General features: G+C 61.8%; 18 protein-coding genes and 2 pseudogenes. 12 read left to right on the top strand and 8 right to left on the bottom strand.

Annotated elements, in window-relative coordinates; genetic code table 11:
* Positions 1-101: 101 nt before the first annotated feature.
* From LB541_RS17115 to LB541_RS17100, 4 genes are all read right to left on the bottom strand, one after another.
* Positions 102-500 carry a hypothetical protein gene (locus LB541_RS17115; protein WP_140498284.1) on the bottom strand — a complete coding sequence of 133 codons (399 nt, stop codon included), beginning with the start codon at positions 498-500 and terminating at the stop codon, positions 102-104.
* A gap of 535 nt (positions 501-1,035) precedes the next feature.
* Positions 1,036-1,248: a hypothetical protein gene (locus LB541_RS17110; RefSeq protein WP_181168590.1), complete on the bottom strand. Its 213-nt coding sequence runs from the start codon at positions 1,246-1,248 to the stop codon at positions 1,036-1,038.
* Positions 1,249-1,334: 86 nt separating this feature from the next.
* Complete coding sequence (locus tag LB541_RS28695; RefSeq protein ID WP_411969792.1) at positions 1,335-1,625, bottom strand: SDR family NAD(P)-dependent oxidoreductase; 291 nt, start codon at positions 1,623-1,625, stop codon at positions 1,335-1,337.
* A gap of 89 nt (positions 1,626-1,714) precedes the next feature.
* Positions 1,715-2,890: an alkene reductase gene (locus tag LB541_RS17100; protein WP_140498282.1), complete on the bottom strand. Its 1,176-nt coding sequence runs from the start codon at positions 2,888-2,890 to the stop codon at positions 1,715-1,717.
* A 111-nt stretch (positions 2,891-3,001) separates the two neighbouring features.
* On the opposite strand from LB541_RS17100, the gene LB541_RS17095 reads away from it, so the two are divergent.
* Positions 3,002-3,913: a LysR family transcriptional regulator gene (locus tag LB541_RS17095; RefSeq protein WP_140498281.1), complete on the top strand. Its 912-nt coding sequence runs from the start codon at positions 3,002-3,004 to the stop codon at positions 3,911-3,913.
* Between the two features lie 22 nt (positions 3,914-3,935).
* Here the strand turns inward: LB541_RS17095 and LB541_RS17090 are convergent, their stop codons facing one another.
* Complete coding sequence (locus tag LB541_RS17090; RefSeq protein WP_224619076.1) at positions 3,936-5,363, bottom strand: PLP-dependent aminotransferase family protein; 1,428 nt, start codon at positions 5,361-5,363, stop codon at positions 3,936-3,938.
* A gap of 85 nt (positions 5,364-5,448) precedes the next feature.
* Here LB541_RS17090 and LB541_RS17085 point away from each other — a divergent pair, with 85 nt between their 5' ends.
* The 4 genes and pseudogenes from LB541_RS17085 to LB541_RS17070 form a co-directional block, all read left to right on the top strand.
* Positions 5,449-5,862 carry a cupin domain-containing protein gene (locus tag LB541_RS17085; protein ID WP_140632215.1) on the top strand — a complete coding sequence of 138 codons (414 nt, stop codon included), beginning with the start codon at positions 5,449-5,451 and terminating at the stop codon, positions 5,860-5,862.
* A 13-nt stretch (positions 5,863-5,875) separates the two neighbouring features.
* On the top strand, positions 5,876-6,331 hold the full coding sequence (locus LB541_RS17080) for a carboxymuconolactone decarboxylase family protein (RefSeq protein ID WP_140498278.1): 456 nt from the start codon (positions 5,876-5,878) through the stop codon (positions 6,329-6,331).
* A gap of 306 nt (positions 6,332-6,637) precedes the next feature.
* Positions 6,638-6,831, top strand: a pseudogene (locus tag LB541_RS17075) (SDR family oxidoreductase); the annotation flags it as partial.
* Positions 6,832-7,123, top strand: a pseudogene (locus tag LB541_RS17070) (NADP oxidoreductase coenzyme); the annotation flags it as partial.
* Between the two features lie 133 nt (positions 7,124-7,256).
* Here the strand turns inward: LB541_RS17070 and LB541_RS17065 are convergent.
* A complete protein-coding gene (locus LB541_RS17065) occupies positions 7,257-7,844 on the bottom strand; it encodes a TetR/AcrR family transcriptional regulator (protein WP_224619071.1) in 588 nt (195 codons plus the stop codon).
* 34 nt (positions 7,845-7,878) lie between these two features.
* Here LB541_RS17065 and LB541_RS17060 point away from each other — a divergent pair, with 34 nt between their 5' ends.
* From LB541_RS17060 to LB541_RS17030, 7 genes are all read left to right on the top strand, one after another.
* Entirely contained in the window at positions 7,879-8,616 is a 738-nt protein-coding gene (locus LB541_RS17060) for an NADPH-dependent F420 reductase (RefSeq protein ID WP_224619069.1), read from the top strand.
* A 46-nt stretch (positions 8,617-8,662) separates the two neighbouring features.
* On the top strand, positions 8,663-9,616 hold the full coding sequence (locus LB541_RS17055; RefSeq protein WP_224619068.1) for an SDR family oxidoreductase: 954 nt from the start codon (positions 8,663-8,665) through the stop codon (positions 9,614-9,616).
* Positions 9,617-9,647: 31 nt separating this feature from the next.
* On the top strand, positions 9,648-10,268 hold the full coding sequence (locus LB541_RS17050; protein WP_140515117.1) for an NADPH-dependent F420 reductase: 621 nt from the start codon (positions 9,648-9,650) through the stop codon (positions 10,266-10,268).
* A 46-nt stretch (positions 10,269-10,314) separates the two neighbouring features.
* On the top strand, positions 10,315-11,424 hold the full coding sequence (locus tag LB541_RS17045) for an epoxide hydrolase family protein (protein WP_224619065.1): 1,110 nt from the start codon (positions 10,315-10,317) through the stop codon (positions 11,422-11,424).
* A 10-nt stretch (positions 11,425-11,434) separates the two neighbouring features.
* Entirely contained in the window at positions 11,435-11,779 is a 345-nt protein-coding gene (locus LB541_RS17040; RefSeq protein WP_140673521.1) for a hypothetical protein, read from the top strand.
* 356 nt (positions 11,780-12,135) lie between these two features.
* Positions 12,136-12,360 (top strand): Rieske 2Fe-2S domain-containing protein, encoded by a 225-nt coding sequence (locus LB541_RS17035; RefSeq protein ID WP_224619063.1) that lies wholly within the window; start codon positions 12,136-12,138, stop codon positions 12,358-12,360.
* Between the two features lie 173 nt (positions 12,361-12,533).
* Positions 12,534-13,199, top strand: coding sequence for a sugar ABC transporter substrate-binding protein (locus LB541_RS17030; RefSeq protein ID WP_140673523.1), 666 nt, complete (start codon positions 12,534-12,536; stop codon positions 13,197-13,199).
* Between the two features lie 415 nt (positions 13,200-13,614).
* Here the strand turns inward: LB541_RS17030 and LB541_RS17025 are convergent, their stop codons facing one another.
* Positions 13,615-14,217 carry an NADPH-dependent F420 reductase gene (locus tag LB541_RS17025; RefSeq protein ID WP_140649822.1) on the bottom strand — a complete coding sequence of 201 codons (603 nt, stop codon included), beginning with the start codon at positions 14,215-14,217 and terminating at the stop codon, positions 13,615-13,617.
* Positions 14,218-14,303: 86 nt separating this feature from the next.
* Positions 14,304-15,038, bottom strand: coding sequence for an SDR family NAD(P)-dependent oxidoreductase (locus tag LB541_RS17020; RefSeq protein WP_140498268.1), 735 nt, complete (start codon positions 15,036-15,038; stop codon positions 14,304-14,306).
* Positions 15,039-15,101 lie beyond the last annotated feature (63 nt).

Below are 15,101 nucleotides of genomic sequence, written 5' to 3'. Positions count from 1 at the left end.
AAGGATGTCTTCCACGGCATGGCGCAAAGAGCGCGGCGAGGCTTTTGTCCGCGCTTGCCTGCAAAAGGCAACCAAGCACGCAAAGGAGTTCCTTTGGGCTGCTAGACCGCTCGCCGTCGCTTGCCGTCATAGTCCCCGGGTGTGCTCATTCTGGCCCCTGGATTATACTGAACGTGAATATGCGGAAACATAGGCCCTTGATCGTTCACCAGGACTAAATACTTGGCCTTGCCAAGTTCAGAGTTAAGCTCCTGCTGCAAAAAGTATCCTAAAAGGATTGACAACATACCGGTCCCGCGATCCGCCAGCTTTTTCGTCCTAATATCAACCGCATTGCCGGAATGATGCAGGGACCAGCGGGAATGATTATACCACTCTTTTCCAGCAGTAAGCTCAAGCTCAAGCCGCCTCGGCGCATGTTGTCTGAAAACGCGTCGAATTATCGGAATGGCCTCCTGCATTTGCGGGCTGAGGCCGCTTTCAATCGTTCTCTCCCTCATCGCAATCTCCATGAAAAGAAAGCGTCATTCCCTTACCACAACCATCACACGTACGCCTCATCCATGAATATCGCAGGGCCGAGATGGAGCTTTTTGTGAGTGCAAACGTGACGCCTCAGATCGTATGCAGCCGGTGCACCATGCCATGTTGCCGTCGTCGCCCATTTTGGCGAGCGGTTCTCTGTCATGCATCGTGGCAGGATTGTCGAGTTCGGCCCACTACCCGATCATTACTGCTCCCCACTCAAACGCCGCCGAAAATACGTCAATCTGCGGCGCAACATACTGAAAACAAAAGTAAAAAGTTCCATAGATAATCAGCGACAATCGGCGCGCAGATAGCTACTTCGTCGGCAGGTAGTCGTGCCGAAACCACGTCCCAATTCGCCAAGCGCCCGATGGGCTCACGGCAATTGGGGATTGCTGGTGGATTGCGGTAATTCGTTTGGTCGTGCTGGAATTTGATACGAGTGTCATTCCAAGTACCTGGCGACCATCGGCCACGCCGCAAGTTGGCAGCTATCTGCAGCCAGCTTTAAAAGCCAATGACCATCCACGGATCGGTGTCGTATCCGAGGCGCGGCTTTTCCGGGGTTGCTCCATCCGGCATTTTGGCCGTGCCAGTCAAACCGCAGTCCAGATCTCTCACCTGCTTCTTGGTCGAGTGCTTCGTAGAGCACAGGGCCGCAGCATCACCGACCACCACTTTCTTTTCCTTGGCAATGGTGCCACCAGTCGCAGCGATCATGATAGCCGCGCAAAATATAGCAACTCTCATCGTACTCCCCCACGGTTGCGCATCCTCAAGATGCCGGACATTACGTTACGTCATTTTTATATTAGCACAAGCGAATATTTAATCCTCACGCCCGCCTCCTGCCAATGGCCTCGAGGCGGGCTGCTCCTCCATTTCGCGATGGCCTTCACGCCAAGCTCGTCCGCTGGATCATCGCCACGAGCGATGCCGACAACGTGATGACCGGCGGCGGCGAGCCGCGCCGAGAGCGCGCGGCCGATGCCCTTGCTGGCGCCGGTGACGAGAAATGTTCGCTTTGTCATGATGTTTCTGCCTGTAGTGAAAGAAGGGCGGTCAGGCGCACCCAGATCCAGGATCTGCGCGGGCACAGGGCGACTCCGCCGGAACCTATGGAGGTCGTCTCGACCGGCAGGAGTGCGTGGCGCTGCGCCGGACTCCTGCTCGGCCTATCGTCGTGTCAGGCGGCCCTGCTTGCGGCGCCATTCTTCGAATAGGTGGGGAAGTCCGTGTACCCCACCTCGCCATTGCGGGTGTAATAGACGGACCGGTCCGCTACGGCCAATGGCCAGCCGCTCCGAAGACGCTCGACGAGATCCGGGTTCGCGATATACGGCCTGCCGAAGGCAATCAGGTCCACCAGCCCGGTATCGAGCGCTGCCTGGGCGCGCTCGACGTCATTGAAGCCGCCGCACCAGATGAACGCGCCGGGGAACGACGCTCGCGCCTTGGCGAGCATGTCGTGGTCGAGATGGCGCGCCTCGAATGTGGCCGATTCCATGTTGCCGTCGGGCAGCAGTTCGTAGAGCAGATGGACATAGGCCACGCCACGGCGCCCGAGCTGCTCGACGATGTACAGGAACGTCTCCTCGACGAGCGGATCAGCGGGCATTGAACCATATTTGCCGAACGGTGAGAGGCGAACCCCCACGCGTCCCGCGCCGAATTCCGCCACGACCGCGTCGACGACTTCCATCAGGAAGCGCGCACGATCTTCCATGCTGCCGCCGCCGTAGCGGTCGGTACGGGTGTTGAGCACCGAGTTCATGAACTGCTCGATCAGATAGCCGTTGGCGGCATGGATCTCGATGCCGTCAAACCCGACCTCCCGCGCATTGGCGGCGGCTTTGGCGAAGGTTCCCACCATGGCCGTCACTTCCTCGGTGCTGAGCGGCCTCGGCGTCTCTGCCGCCATGAAGCGCAACCGGCCGTCCGGGCCATGGGCGAACACCTCTGAGCCGACGGCCTGTTCCGCGGTCACGCCCACTGGCGCCTGGCCGTTCGGCAGAAGCGAGGAATGCGCCAGTCGGCCGACATGCCATAGCTGCATGAAGATGGTGCCGCCCTGACGATGAACCTCTTCGGTCACCGGGCGCCAGGCCTGCTTCTGGGCTTCGGAGTGAATCCCGGGAATCCGCGCGTAGCCGTGGCTGGACTGATCCACGTCGTTGACTTCGGAGATGATCAGGCCGGCGCTAGCTCGCTGACCGTAATATTTGACGGTCAGTTCGTTCGGGAGGTCGCCATCTGTCGGAAGAGCACCCTCGGAGGTGCGGGTGCGCGTCATCGGCGGCATGACGATGCGGCTCGTGAGGTGGACGGGACCTAGATCGAAGGAATCGAATAGAGAGGGCATGGGGCGGCTCCTGTGGAGAATTAAAGCTCCAGACGATATAAAGGGATACTCCTCAGCAGATTAGTGCCGGCCTGGTGGACTCACTATTGCGTCTGAAGCTACAATAGGCGGATGAACTCGCGTTTCGATGGCATCGCCGAATTCGTAGCCGTTATTCGGCTCGGTAGTTTCACCGCGGTTGCGGCGGAAATGGGCATGGCCAAGTCCGCGATCGGCCGGGCGGTGTCGCGTCTGGAGGCGCGCTTGGGCTCCAAGCTGCTCCACCGGACGACTCGCCGCCTGACCTTGACGCCTGCCGGAGAGGCCTGGCTGGAGCACTGCGTCGCGGCACTCGACGAACTTGAGCGTGGCGAGAGCGCCCTCGCGCTCGCGCGGGACACGCCTGGCGGCGAAGTCCGCATCGATCTCCCGACGGCGTTCGGTCGACTGCACGTCATGCCCGTACTGTTAGGGGTTGCGAAACGCTATCCGGCGCTGAACCTCAATGTCAGCTTCACCGACCGGCGGGTCGACCTGATCGGCGAAAACATCGACCTCGCCGTGCGTATCGGCAATCTTGAGGATTCGACCGACCTCGTCGCGCGACAGATTGGGGTCCAGCAGACGGTGATAGTCGGAGCACCTGGCTATCTCGCACGGCGGGGCGTTCCGCGATCCTGGAGCGATCTTGCCGGACACGATTGCATCGTCGGACGACGGCAAGGCAACCGCATCGCCTGGCTGATGAAGCAACCCGACGGCTCGACAGCGCGGCAGGCCGTCCCCGTCAAGCATGAACTGCAGGATTTCGAGACGGTGCTAATGGCCGCTAAGGCAGGACACGGTCTGACGCAACTTCCGTCATGGATGGTGGAAGGCGATCTTCAAGACGGGGCCCTTCAGATTGTCCTGGAGGGCCTGTCAGGCGGCGAACTGCCGATCAGCGTCCTGTGGCCGCAGACAAAGGCGCTGCCGGCGAAGATTCGCGTTACCATAGACGGCCTCGTTCAGTGGTCGCTTGTTTCAACGAGTGTCGCTGCCTAGCAACGTCTTACTTGGAGCAGTCTCAAATCGGCTGTCCGCCGTCGATCCGCCTAATCGCCTCGAAGAGCCGATCACAGGATTTTGCCAGGTTCTTGCCCGGCGTGGTGGCGACCCCGAGCAAGAGGCCGGATTCGGCAGTGGCGGGCGACGCATACCACGCGGAGAGCGCTGCGGGCGACATCCCGAAGGCCGAAACCTCGCGCGCCACCGCAATGTCCGATATTTCCCTCGGCAGCTTCAGCAGCACGGCCAGGCCCGGCGTTGCAATCTGGTCGGCATTCACATTCGCCCAAAGCTGCTCGAGCAACGTCGCGCGCCTTGCGACATAGGCCCGCTTCGTGCGGCGGAGATGGCGAATATAGTGGCCCTCCCGCATGAATTCGGCGGTCGCGAGCTGCACTGCCGGTCCCGGGGCGGGCGCTAAGCACGCCGCGACTTCAGCGAAAGCGCATACGAGGCTGGCCGGCACGATCGCGAAACCCAGCCGAAGGGTCGGGCTGATTGTCTTGCTGAAGGACCCGATGTGAATGACGCGCCCGTCGCGGTCGAGCGACGCGAGCGCCGGCGCGGCCCTGCCGGTCAGCTGAAGCTCGCTCAGATAATCGTCTTCGATCACCCAGGCCTGGGTCGAAGCTGCCCATTCGAGCAGGCGCAGGCGCCGCTCGAGCGACAAGGTCGAGCCGAGCGGCGCATGTTGACCCGGTGTGACCAGGGCAAGCTTCGCGGTCGGATGCTGGCACAGTGCGTCATCGAGATCGATGCCGTTGCAATCGACCGGGACCGGAGCGAGAGACAAACCGGCGAGTTCGAGCCCCTTTCGGGTCCATGGGAAACTGGGCTCCTCGATCCAGGCGGTCTCCCCCGCCAGCTTCAGAACGGATAGCGCCAGGCCGAGCCCCGCACCGAAACCTCCAGTGATAATGACCTGCGACGGCAGACAGATGATGCCCCGTGCTACGGCGAGGTAGCCAGCGATTTCCCGCCTCAACTCGAGTTCGCCGCGAGGATCGGGGTAGAGGGCGGCGGCAGCGGCTTCGGCGCGGATGGCGTGCGCGCGTATCCGCGCGAACAAGGTGGCGGGGAAGATATCGCTTGCGGGGATGCCCATCTGGAAGATCCGGGGACCCTGCGTCATCTCCTGATAAATCCGCATGAAGGAGCCTTCATCCGGCACCGGCTCGGATTTCGCGACGGTGCGGGGGCGCTGTGCGACGCGCGTTCCCTCAGCTGGCGTTGCCTCGATCAACTGGGCGGCCGCGAGCTTCTCATAGGCGGTCCGGACGGTGCCGCGCGCGACACCCAGCTGCGCCGCCAAGTCCTGCCATGAGGGCAACCGTGCGCCTGATTCCAGAACGCCTTCCTCGATTGCGACGGCCACGCCCTTGCGAATTTGCTCCGCAAGGGAAGTCTTGGCGGCGCGATCCAAATCCAGGTCCAGCGGCTTGCTCATGAAGCCTCAGTACACGATTTTTTTGCGTTCTTGGTGCTTTTTCCTGGCCCGATTCGCCGGCATCTATCCGTGCAAGGAGATGCCAATGCGAATTCGTGCCATTTTCACCGCCGCCTGCGCCGCGATTGCCATCGTCGGGCCGGCCTGGGCGCAGGACGACCAATCGGAGACGGTCACGCCGAAGTTCGAGCAAGTGATCCCGAACATCCCCGGCAAATCGATGGCCGTGGTCGAGGTCGATTATGCGCCGGGCGCCGCTTCCCAGCCGCACCGGCATGCCAGGTCCGCCTTTATCTTCGCCTATGTCGTCTCGGGCGAGATCGAGTCCAAGGTGAACGATGGCGAGACCCGCATTTACAAAGCGGGCGAGAGTTGGTCGGAGCTGCCCAACGCAACCCATTCGGTTAGCCGCAACGCCAGCAAGACCAGGCCGGCGAAGCTGCTTGCGGTCTTCGTCGTCGATTCCGACGACAAGGCCCTCACTACTCCCCTCAATTGAACGGATCGGAACGATGGCCAAGAGGCTCGACTACAACCAGATCGCCCCGAGCGGCGCCAAGGCGCTCGGCACCGTCTACGGCTATGTTCTCCAGAGCGGCTTGCCTGCCGAACTGGTCGAGCTCGTCTATCTGCGGGTCTCCCAGATCAACAACTGCGCCTATTGCCTTGACATGCACACGCGTGACCTCGTCAAGAAGGGCGTGAAGATCGAGAAGATCGCGCTGGTGCAAGCCTGGCAGGAAGGCGGCAGCCTGTTCAGCGAGAGAGAGCGCGCCGCGCTTCGCTGGGCCGAGAGCGTGACCAATGTTGCACAGACCGGGGTTCCGGACGCCGCCTATGAAGCCGTGCGTGCCGTCTTCGATGAAAAGCAGCTCGTCGACCTGACGATCGCGATCAGCCTGATGAACAGCTACAACCGAATGGCCATCAGCTTTCGGAATACGCCCCAGGCCGTTCTCGAGAATTGATGGAGCAGAATAATGAATGGTAACGTGATTTCCAGGATCAAGATCCCGGACAGCAAATTGGCGCGCGATGCGACCGAGTTCGTTCGCGACAGGAAATCGAGTTCCTTTTCAATCACTCTGTTCGCTTGCGCCTTCTGGTGATCGTAACCTGACAGATGGCGGCCCTAAGGAGAGGCGGCTCAACTCGCAAGCCGGCAGCCCCATTGTCGTCGGTCAGAAGTGTGCACGGCGATTCCGAAACCGGCCGTTCCGTATGCGGCCTGAGAAGCGGTACACTCACGTTTCAGCTTGGACTTTGCAGCTATTCCCGCTTGTATCGCGACCGAACTCACGACCGAAGCGCTCGGAGAGGACGGCTTGAAGGCTTACGGCTCAATGACTGCGTTTCAGCGCATGGGCGATCCGGCAGAGCTCGGGGCGGCGGCACCCTTCCTCGCCTCATCGGACAGCAGCTTCATGACAGCGAGGTAGCGGTCGACGGCGGCCTAGCCCAACTCTGACAGCCGTCTTCCAAGTTCATTGAGCAGGCCTTCTCAGGTGCAAACTGGTCAAGGGTTTCAATCATTTGATCGCTGCCATCCTTGACCAGGATCCGGCCGTAAAGGGCGGCAGGAGAGTCATAATCCTGGCGAGCGATGATGAAGACGCCGCGGCGCAGATTGGTACGCTCGCGGAAAATCTCGGCTTTGCGCCGATAAAGCTAGGCGGGCTTTCCGAAGGCGACTGCTCGTGCAGGCGCGCAGGAACAACTGGGGCCGGCTGGTCTTCAAGGACCTGGTCAAGTTTGACTGATGAACATGACGTCCCCACCGGCAGGGACACGATGCACGCATCGGATCGAGCACTATCCGATGCGTGCGGCCGAGGTGATGCTTGGAAGCAAACGATGAAGTGCTCCGCCTCTCGTCAGCAGTATGATGAATACTTAGTTTTGACGGTCGAGCGCAGCAGAAGCCGATCCGGTCGACGGGTTCGCCAGGATGGCGCCCGTAATGATGCGAAAGAGATGATCGGCCCGCGGCGCGAATGAGGGTTGGTCGACCGCCCAGCCGAGCGCCGTCATCAGGGCGAACAGGTCATCCCCATTCATGTCGGGCCGCGCCGCGCCTTCGGCCTGTGCGCGGAGCAGCAGTCGCGCGCTGGCCGAGTGCACCGCTGCGCATGAAGCGTAAAGAGCGGAGTTCGGATTCGTGTGGGCGGCGGCCATCATGGCGACGACGCCCCTATAGCTTTGGGCGAACGCCAACCACTCCTGGAACCAGGAGATGAGCGCTTCGTCAGGCGAATCCGAGGTTTCGAGTTCATCTGCCCTCTGAGTCAGTGCGTCCAGATTCGTACACAGCAGCGCCTCGAACAGGGCTTCTCGCGTCGGGAAATGACGAAGCAGCGTGGCTAACCCGACCTCGGCCCGACGGGCGATATCGCGCATGGATGCATTGATACCGTGCTCGGCGACGACGTCACGCGCGACCGCGAGGATATGGCGGTAATTTTTTTTTGCGTCGGCTCGCATGAGATGCCTTGATAAGTGGATCAGTGATCCGTATATGTGGATCGATGATCCGGTTACTAAGCGGATCGGTGAACCACTAAATAGAGTGCGTCTGCACAAATGGCAACAAAGGCGCTGCCCGCCCCGCAAGGAAAATGAACATGAGCACTATCAGCATCATCGGGTCAGGCGGTATGACCGCAGCGATCGGCGACCTCGCCGCCAAGGCCGGACCGTCGAGGTGATGAGCCGCGACGGTGCCAAGTCGCGGGCGCTGGCCGAGCAGGTCGGAGCCGGCGCGACGACCGGAACGTTTGGCGCCGCTCCGGTCGGGGACATTGTCATCCTGGCGGTTCCCTATTCGGCCGTTCTCGACGTGGTGAAGCAGTACGGCGAAAAGCTGGCAGGCAAGCTCATTGTCGACATCACCAACCCCATCAAATCCGACTTCACGGGTTTCTTGACTCCTGAAGACAGTTTCGGCGCGCAGGAGATCGCCAAGGTTGCTCCTGCCAATGCCACTATCGTCAAGGCGTTCAACACCCAGAACGCCCGGGTCTTGGCTGCCGGTCCAATCGGGGGCCATCCATTGGACGTGTTCATCGCCGGGGACGACTCTCAAGCGAAGGCGCGCGTCTCGGCGTTCATCGACAGCCTCGGACTACGTCCGATGGATACCGGGCGGCTGATTATGGCCCGAACGCTGGAGCACGCCTGCATGCTGTGGCTGGGCCTCATGACCCACTCCGTCAAACACACCAACTTCTCAATCCGCGTCAGCCTCCTCGGCTGAGCCCGCGGCACCACGTCTCGCATCACATTACCCAAGGAGCAGCAGCATGCGCGTTTTCGTTACTGGCGGGACCGGCCATATCGGTTCGTATGTCATCCCCGAGCTCATCGCGGCCGGACATGAGGTCATTGGCCTGGCCCGGTCGGACACGTCCGCGACTGCGGTATCGGCACTCGGCGCCAAGGTACGTCGCGGGGATATCACCGACCTCGATGGGCTCAAGGTCGCGGCGGCGGAGTCCGACGGCGTCATCCACGTCGCGCACCGGCAAGACCTGCTGCCCTCCGGCGGGATCGACGCCGTGGCAGCCGCGGAGCTCCAGATCATGCTCGCCTACGGCGAGGCGCTGGCGGGGACCGGAAAGCCGCTCGTCGTCTCAGGGAGCATCGGCTCGCCGGGGTGGGAAGGCCTGGGCCGGCCAGCCACCGAGGAAGATCCGGCTCTTCCCGGCGGCGAAGCATACAAGGGCACCCTGCGGGTTCGCAACGCCGTGGAACTCGCCGTGATCGGCTTAGCGGGACGGGGCGTGCGGTCTTCGGTCGTCCGAATTCCTCCCATCGCGCACAGCACGACCGATGCCGGCTTCCTCCAGCTGCTGATCGGTCTCGCGAAGGAGAAGGGCGTAATCGGTTACCCCGGAGACGGCGCGAACCTCTGGCCGGCTGTGCATGCCCGCGACCTGGCCTCCCTGTTCCGCCTGGCGCTGGAGAAGGGGCCGGCTGGCAAATATTGGCACGGGATTGAGAGCGAGGGCATCCGGTTCCGCGAGATCGCTGAGGCCATTGGCAGCCGTATGGGCATGCCTGCTGTGCCCATCCCTGCGGACGTACTGATGTTGCCGGGCTTCTTCGGCTTTCTCGCGAACTTGGTCACGCTGGACCTTCCGGCGTCCAACGCCATCACCCGCCAGACGCTCGGCTGGGAGCCAGCTCAGCCGGGCCTGCTCGAGGACCTCGACAACGGCCATTACTTCCCGGCGGATCGTATCGCGATCCCGTGATCCGTCCACCCAACTCACAAGGAGACAACACATGAGCACTATCAGCATCATCGGCTCAGGAGCCATGGCCGCCGCGATCGCGGGCCGTGCCGCCAAGGCCGGACATACCGTCGAGGTTGTCAGCCGCGACCCCGCCAAGGCGCGGGTGCTCGTCGACCAACTTGGAGTCGGAGCGACCACCGGGACATACGGCGCCGCCCCCGCGGGCGACATCGTCATCCTCGCCGTGCCGTACAGCGGTGCCGCGGCGGCGGTAGCCGACTTTGGGAAAGCGCTCGATGGCAAGGTGATCGTCGACATCGCCAACCCGGTTGCCCCCGACCTCTCGGGCCTCGTCACGCCCCACGGCAGTTCCGGCGCGCAGGAGACCGCAAAGGGCCTCCCCGCCGGCGCGCATGTTGTGAAGGCATTCAACACGATCTTTGGTCACGTGCTTGCGAAGGGTGGACGGCTCGACGCGTTCATCGCAGCCGACGATGCGGAGGCGAAAGCGCGCGTCTCGACGTTCCTCGAAAGTCTCGGGCTGCGTCCGCTCGACGTGGGCGGCTTGCACATGGCCCAGACGGTGGAGGCGCTCGGTTTGATGATGATTGGCCTCGCCAAAAACGGCGCCGGCACCTGGAACTTCGCTATGAACGTCGATATCGGCTGAACCACCGACATCAGCCCTCCGCTGCACTACAGCCAAGGAATCGATCATGATCACTCCCTTCCAGATTCCCTATGATGCGGACCAGGCCGCTGACCTTCGTAGCCGCCTCGCACGGACGCGTTGGGCCGACGCGGTAACTGACGACTGGACCATGGGAACCGAGCGCGGCGTCCTCAACCAGTTCATCGATTTCTGGCGTGACGGCTATGACTGGGCGCAGCGACGAGACCGGCTTAACCAGCTTCCCCATTTCCGGACGACGGTCGACGGCCATGGCATACACTTTCTGCATTTTCGCAGCGGCCAAAGGGGATCGATCCCGCTACTGCTGATGAACGGCTGGCCGTCAAGCTTCGTGGAGTTTCAGCGTATAGCACCGCTGCTTACCCAGGGAACGCCGGCATTCGATGTCGTGATCCCCACCATGCCCGGCTTCGGCTACTCGGACAGGCTAACCCGGCCCTACGAGGCGGAGCCCAGCGACCTCTATCCGAAGTTGATGACGATGCTGGGCTATGGGCGGTTCCTCGTGGCCGGGACTGACATCGGCTCCGGCCTTGCCACCCGGATAGCGCTTCGGTATCCGGCGCGTTTGCTGGCTCTCCATGTCTCGGCGGTCGCGCCGAAGCCGATTCCAGAAGATGCATCGCCCCTGTCGAAGGCCGAGATCGACTATGACGAGCGCCTCCAACTGTGGAGCCGGGAGGAAGGGGGCTATCAGGCGATCCAGAGCTCGAGGCCACAAACTCTCGCCTTTGGGCTTGCCGACAGTCCTGTTGGCCTAGCCTCGTGGATTGTCGAGAAATTCCGGGCCTGGACGGACTGCGATGGCGACGTCTTCTCTGTCTGGCCCCTCGAAGCCTTGATTGACACCCTGATGATCTACTGGATGACCAACACGATCGGGTCGTCTGTCCGCTACTATTACGATGCCGCCCGGCTGCGGCCGCCGCTGCGGGCAGATGACTTCGTGCATGTCCCCACCGCCGTCGCGATGTGGCCACATGATCTGGCGCTCGCGCCGCGCGAGCGGGCCGAGCGGCTCTACAATGTGCAGAGTTACACCGTCTTTCCGCGTGGCGGGCATTTTCCGGCCTGGGAAACGCCGGAACTCTACGCCGACGATTTGCGAAAGATCGCGCTCGCCGCGATCTGAACGAACAAACGTGTTCCGCTTCACCCACGAGCGGGCACGGATCGTGGAGATTGCCCGCCAGCGGCGTGCCGAGCAGGCGAGGCTGGCCAAGCTCGAAGAACAGCGGGTGGAATATCTCGATCGCAAGCTCGCGCAGCCAGAGCAGCGTGATCGACTACGGACGTTTCTGATGACGCTTCCCGCTGACTCCATCTCCGAGGAAACGTTCGGGCGAAGAAGGAAGGTTACCGCTAGAGCCATTCACGGTCCACGATCTTCGGCATACGGGATCAGTGTTTTGGTACATCTGCCCCAGACGATTTTTCCATCTCGAAGCGAGCTAGCAAGTCACTATCGTCGCCAATTGCCGGCTTGATGCTGCCTTGGCAGCCCGCTTCCAAGTTCGCGTTTCCGGCTCCTTTGGAGCGTTCCGTGCACGAATTGCAGGCCCCTCCGGCCGTTCGCATCGCGATGGACGTGAGGGCATTGTTTCTGATCACCAGATTGGCGCTTCGCGCATTGTCTCGGGCACGACCGGTTCGAACCCTCCGATAGATCTCCGTGCCTGACATATCGCCGCGTCCGGCTGCCATGCAGCCGTATTTTCGGCGATTGCTTGCCTGTGGTCGATCACTCGGCATGGGGTTCATCGATATCTCTATTCCCACAATGAATTTGCGAGCGAAGGAAAGAGAACGAAAATAAACGAAACAAACGGATATGGGGAGGCGCATGGACGCGCAGACTAATCCAGAAAGCAGGCAGTGGATCCAGGCGGTCCGTGCCGACAGTCTTCCTGTCGACGATGCGACGCGCATCGAGCACCAGGGGGTATGTATCGCCATCTTTAATCTTGCCGGCAAGTTCTACGCCACTTCAGGCATTTGCACGCACGCCCACGCCTTCCTTTCGGAAGGCTATATCGACGGCCAGACGGTGGAGTGTCCTTTGCATTAGGGACTGTTCCACATCCCCACCGGCACACCGCTTTCACCGCCCGTTACCGAGCGGCTGAAGACCTACGAAACCAAGGTGTCGGACGGCTACGTCCACATCCTGGTGGAAGGAGGAGTGACTTGAACTTGTCGGGATATATCCCGGGCTGAAAGCAAATATGGAGGAGACCTAAAATGCTGAAATTATCACGTCGCCATCTGCTGAAGACAGCCGCGGCGCTTTCCGTTCTCGCTGCTGCACCGCTGACGACAGTTCCGGCCTTCGCCGAAGACTCCGTCCACGCCGTTCTCAATGGCCTGATCAAGAAATACTCCGACGAAGCCAAGGCGGGCATATCGAATGCCGACGTCAGTGCGCTGTTCGAAAAGGACGGTTTCCGGGACTATCTCAACGTCTATCCGGTCGGCGACCTCGCCGGCGGATTCGTCTGGAAGCCGGGCATGGGCGCCAGCTTCGTCGGCCCTTACAGCAAGCTGCAGATCAAGGCGCCTTTCACGGATTATCTGCCGTTGCCTGAAGGTCCGGTGCTCGACGCCAGCAAGAAATATCGCATCGGCCTGGTCGTCCATGGCTTCAATCATCCCTGGCTGATCAGCCTCGCCGACACCGCCGCCTGGGAAGCCAAGCGCCATCCGAATATCGAACTGGAGGTGATCGACGCCGAGTTCGACGACAACAAGATGGGCCAGGTGATCGATACGTGGATCGCCAAGCAATATGATGGCATCGTGCTGTGGCCGAACCGTGAAGCGCCGATGGGCCCGCCCGTGGACCGTGCCATAGCCGCCTTGGCGCCGGTATTGTTTCCAGGACCGAGTACCTTCCGGACGATCGTTTGACGGCGCTTTCGATCTCGGATCACAAGCCGTTCACGCAATCCTTCGCGGCGTGTCTGAAGGTTCGCCAAACGCTACGTCCGATAGAGGCTTTCATGCAGCTGGTCAGGGATCATTAGAGTGACCGCGGTACTTCCGCCCTTTTAGGGCGTTGCCCAGCAACCAAGTGCCTTTTTGCGCCGCCGCATGGCATTGCTGCCGGCGCAATCGGTTAGTCCGCAGCCCAAAGCTCTACGACCAATTGCGGCCGCCGCATGGCGCAGGCTTGACCGCTCCCCGCTCTTCGAACGGCGCCTATACGCCGTTAGGCCCACCCCAGCCTTCGCGACCTTGTGGTCTTCAAATATTCGGTCGCGCGCTGCTCGAAGAAGTTAGCGCGCGACCAGGTCTCGGCGTTGATCACGCGGTTGTAGATTGACTACTGCTCCTTCTTGAACAAATCCTGGAAGATGAGGTGGCCCCAGGTGCGGCCGCGTGCGTGCACAAGCGCGCCACCCTCGTCGAGCTTTCCCAGCTTGACGGGTGCGAACCCGAGTTGTTTGGCCAAGGCCGCCACGGCGGCGGTCGCGTCCTCGTCGTCACCAGACAGAAAGACGACCCGGTGGCCGCCCTCGACGATCGGATCGGCAGCCAGGGTGGCCGCAGCCAGGTGATTGAACCCTTTGACGAGCTTGGCGCCGGTGAACGCCTTCGCGACGAAGGCGGAGGACGGCAGACCGTCCAGCTCTTCGGGGAGAACTCCAAAAGTGTTCATCGCGTCGATGACCGTCTTGCCTTCCCAGTTCGGCAGGGCTTTCGCGACCTCGCGATGCTCCCAGAACGGGACCGCCAAGATGATTGTGTCGGCCTCGAGCGCATCCCGCAGCGACTTGGCAATGACCGTGGGTCCAATCGCCCGAGCCTGCGGCGCCAATGCCTCGGGCGGCCGGCGACTTGCGACGGCCACCTTGATGTTCTTACGGGCGAAGGCCTGCGCGAGGGCCTGGCCTATTTTACCGAATCCTACAATCGCATAGCTCATAATACTTCTCCGATCCGTGTTGATGTCGATTCCCGGCCCTCAACGGCGCTGGTTAATTGAATGGAGTGCCGGCCGGGCGTGGCGCCTCAGAGTTGCGCAAGGCCGCCGTCGACGGCGACCTCGCTGGCGGTCATGAAGCTGCTGTCCGACGACGCGAGAAAGGCGGCGACGGCCCCGATCTCCGCCGGATCAGCCATTCGCTGGAGCGGTGTCATCGCGGCGAAGACCTTCTGGCCCTCCTCGCCCAGCGCTTCTTTCGCGAGTTCGGTGGCGGTCGCCCCGGGCGACAGCACGTTGACCCGGATGCCGGTGCCCTTCAGGTCCTCCGCCCAGGTCCGCGCGAGGTTGCGCACTGCCGCCTTGCTCGCGCTGTAGGCGCTCATTGCCGGGGCGCCCGTGGTGCCGGCGCTCGATCCGGTCAGGATTATCGAACCGCCTTGGCCCATCAGCGGCAGCGCCTTCTGGACAGTGAAGATCGTACCCTTCACATTGGTGTCGAAGGTTTCGTCGATGTGCTCGGCGGTGATCTCGCCGAGCGCAAGCTGGCTTCCCGCCCCGGCATTGGCGAAGACAATGTCGAGGGTTCCGCGCTCGGCCTTCACCGTCGCGTAGAGTCGGTCGAGGTCGGCCTCATCCGAGACCGAGCCCGTCACCGCGCGGGCATTTGGCCCGAGCTCGGCCAGAGCCGCGTCGAGCGTTTCCTGCCGGCGGCCGAAGATGAAGACGAAGGCGCCCTCCTCGATGAAGCGCTTTGCCGCGGCGCGGCCGATGCCGGTAGCGCCGCCGGTGATGACTGCAACCTTCCCGTTTAGCTTTCCCATGACTTTTCCTTCCAGGCTCTGCCTTTGATCGTTCGGGAAGAACCCCGAGAGCCTGGAAATAAG

Origin of the sequence: Mesorhizobium sp. BR1-1-15 (assembly GCF_020165475.1) — a bacterium.
Lineage (GTDB): Bacteria > Pseudomonadota > Alphaproteobacteria > Rhizobiales > Rhizobiaceae > Mesorhizobium.
The sequence above is the reverse complement of the archived record's forward strand: the minus strand, read 5'-3'. Positions and strand labels throughout refer to the sequence as shown.

Coding starts and splice junctions, on each gene's coding strand:
- LB541_RS17115 (WP_140498284.1), bottom strand. CDS start 500: ATGAGGGAGAGAACGATTGAAAGCGGCCTCAGCCCGCAAATGCAGGAG.
- LB541_RS17110 (WP_181168590.1), bottom strand. CDS start 1,248: ATGATCGCTGCGACTGGTGGCACCATTGCCAAGGAAAAGAAAGTGGTG.
- LB541_RS17100 (WP_140498282.1), bottom strand. CDS start 2,890: ATGCCCTCTCTATTCGATTCCTTCGATCTAGGTCCCGTCCACCTCACG.
- LB541_RS17095 (WP_140498281.1), top strand. CDS start 3,002: ATGAACTCGCGTTTCGATGGCATCGCCGAATTCGTAGCCGTTATTCGG.
- LB541_RS17090 (WP_224619076.1), bottom strand. CDS start 5,363: ATGAGCAAGCCGCTGGACCTGGATTTGGATCGCGCCGCCAAGACTTCC.
- LB541_RS17085 (WP_140632215.1), top strand. CDS start 5,449: ATGCGAATTCGTGCCATTTTCACCGCCGCCTGCGCCGCGATTGCCATC.
- LB541_RS17080 (WP_140498278.1), top strand. CDS start 5,876: ATGGCCAAGAGGCTCGACTACAACCAGATCGCCCCGAGCGGCGCCAAG.
- LB541_RS17065 (WP_224619071.1), bottom strand. CDS start 7,844: ATGCGAGCCGACGCAAAAAAAAATTACCGCCATATCCTCGCGGTCGCG.
- LB541_RS17060 (WP_224619069.1), top strand. CDS start 7,879: ATGTGGATCGATGATCCGGTTACTAAGCGGATCGGTGAACCACTAAAT.
- LB541_RS17055 (WP_224619068.1), top strand. CDS start 8,663: ATGCGCGTTTTCGTTACTGGCGGGACCGGCCATATCGGTTCGTATGTC.
- LB541_RS17050 (WP_140515117.1), top strand. CDS start 9,648: ATGAGCACTATCAGCATCATCGGCTCAGGAGCCATGGCCGCCGCGATC.
- LB541_RS17045 (WP_224619065.1), top strand. CDS start 10,315: ATGATCACTCCCTTCCAGATTCCCTATGATGCGGACCAGGCCGCTGAC.
- LB541_RS17035 (WP_224619063.1), top strand. CDS start 12,136: ATGGACGCGCAGACTAATCCAGAAAGCAGGCAGTGGATCCAGGCGGTC.
- LB541_RS17030 (WP_140673523.1), top strand. CDS start 12,534: ATGCTGAAATTATCACGTCGCCATCTGCTGAAGACAGCCGCGGCGCTT.
- LB541_RS17025 (WP_140649822.1), bottom strand. CDS start 14,217: ATGAGCTATGCGATTGTAGGATTCGGTAAAATAGGCCAGGCCCTCGCG.
- LB541_RS17020 (WP_140498268.1), bottom strand. CDS start 15,038: ATGGGAAAGCTAAACGGGAAGGTTGCAGTCATCACCGGCGGCGCTACC.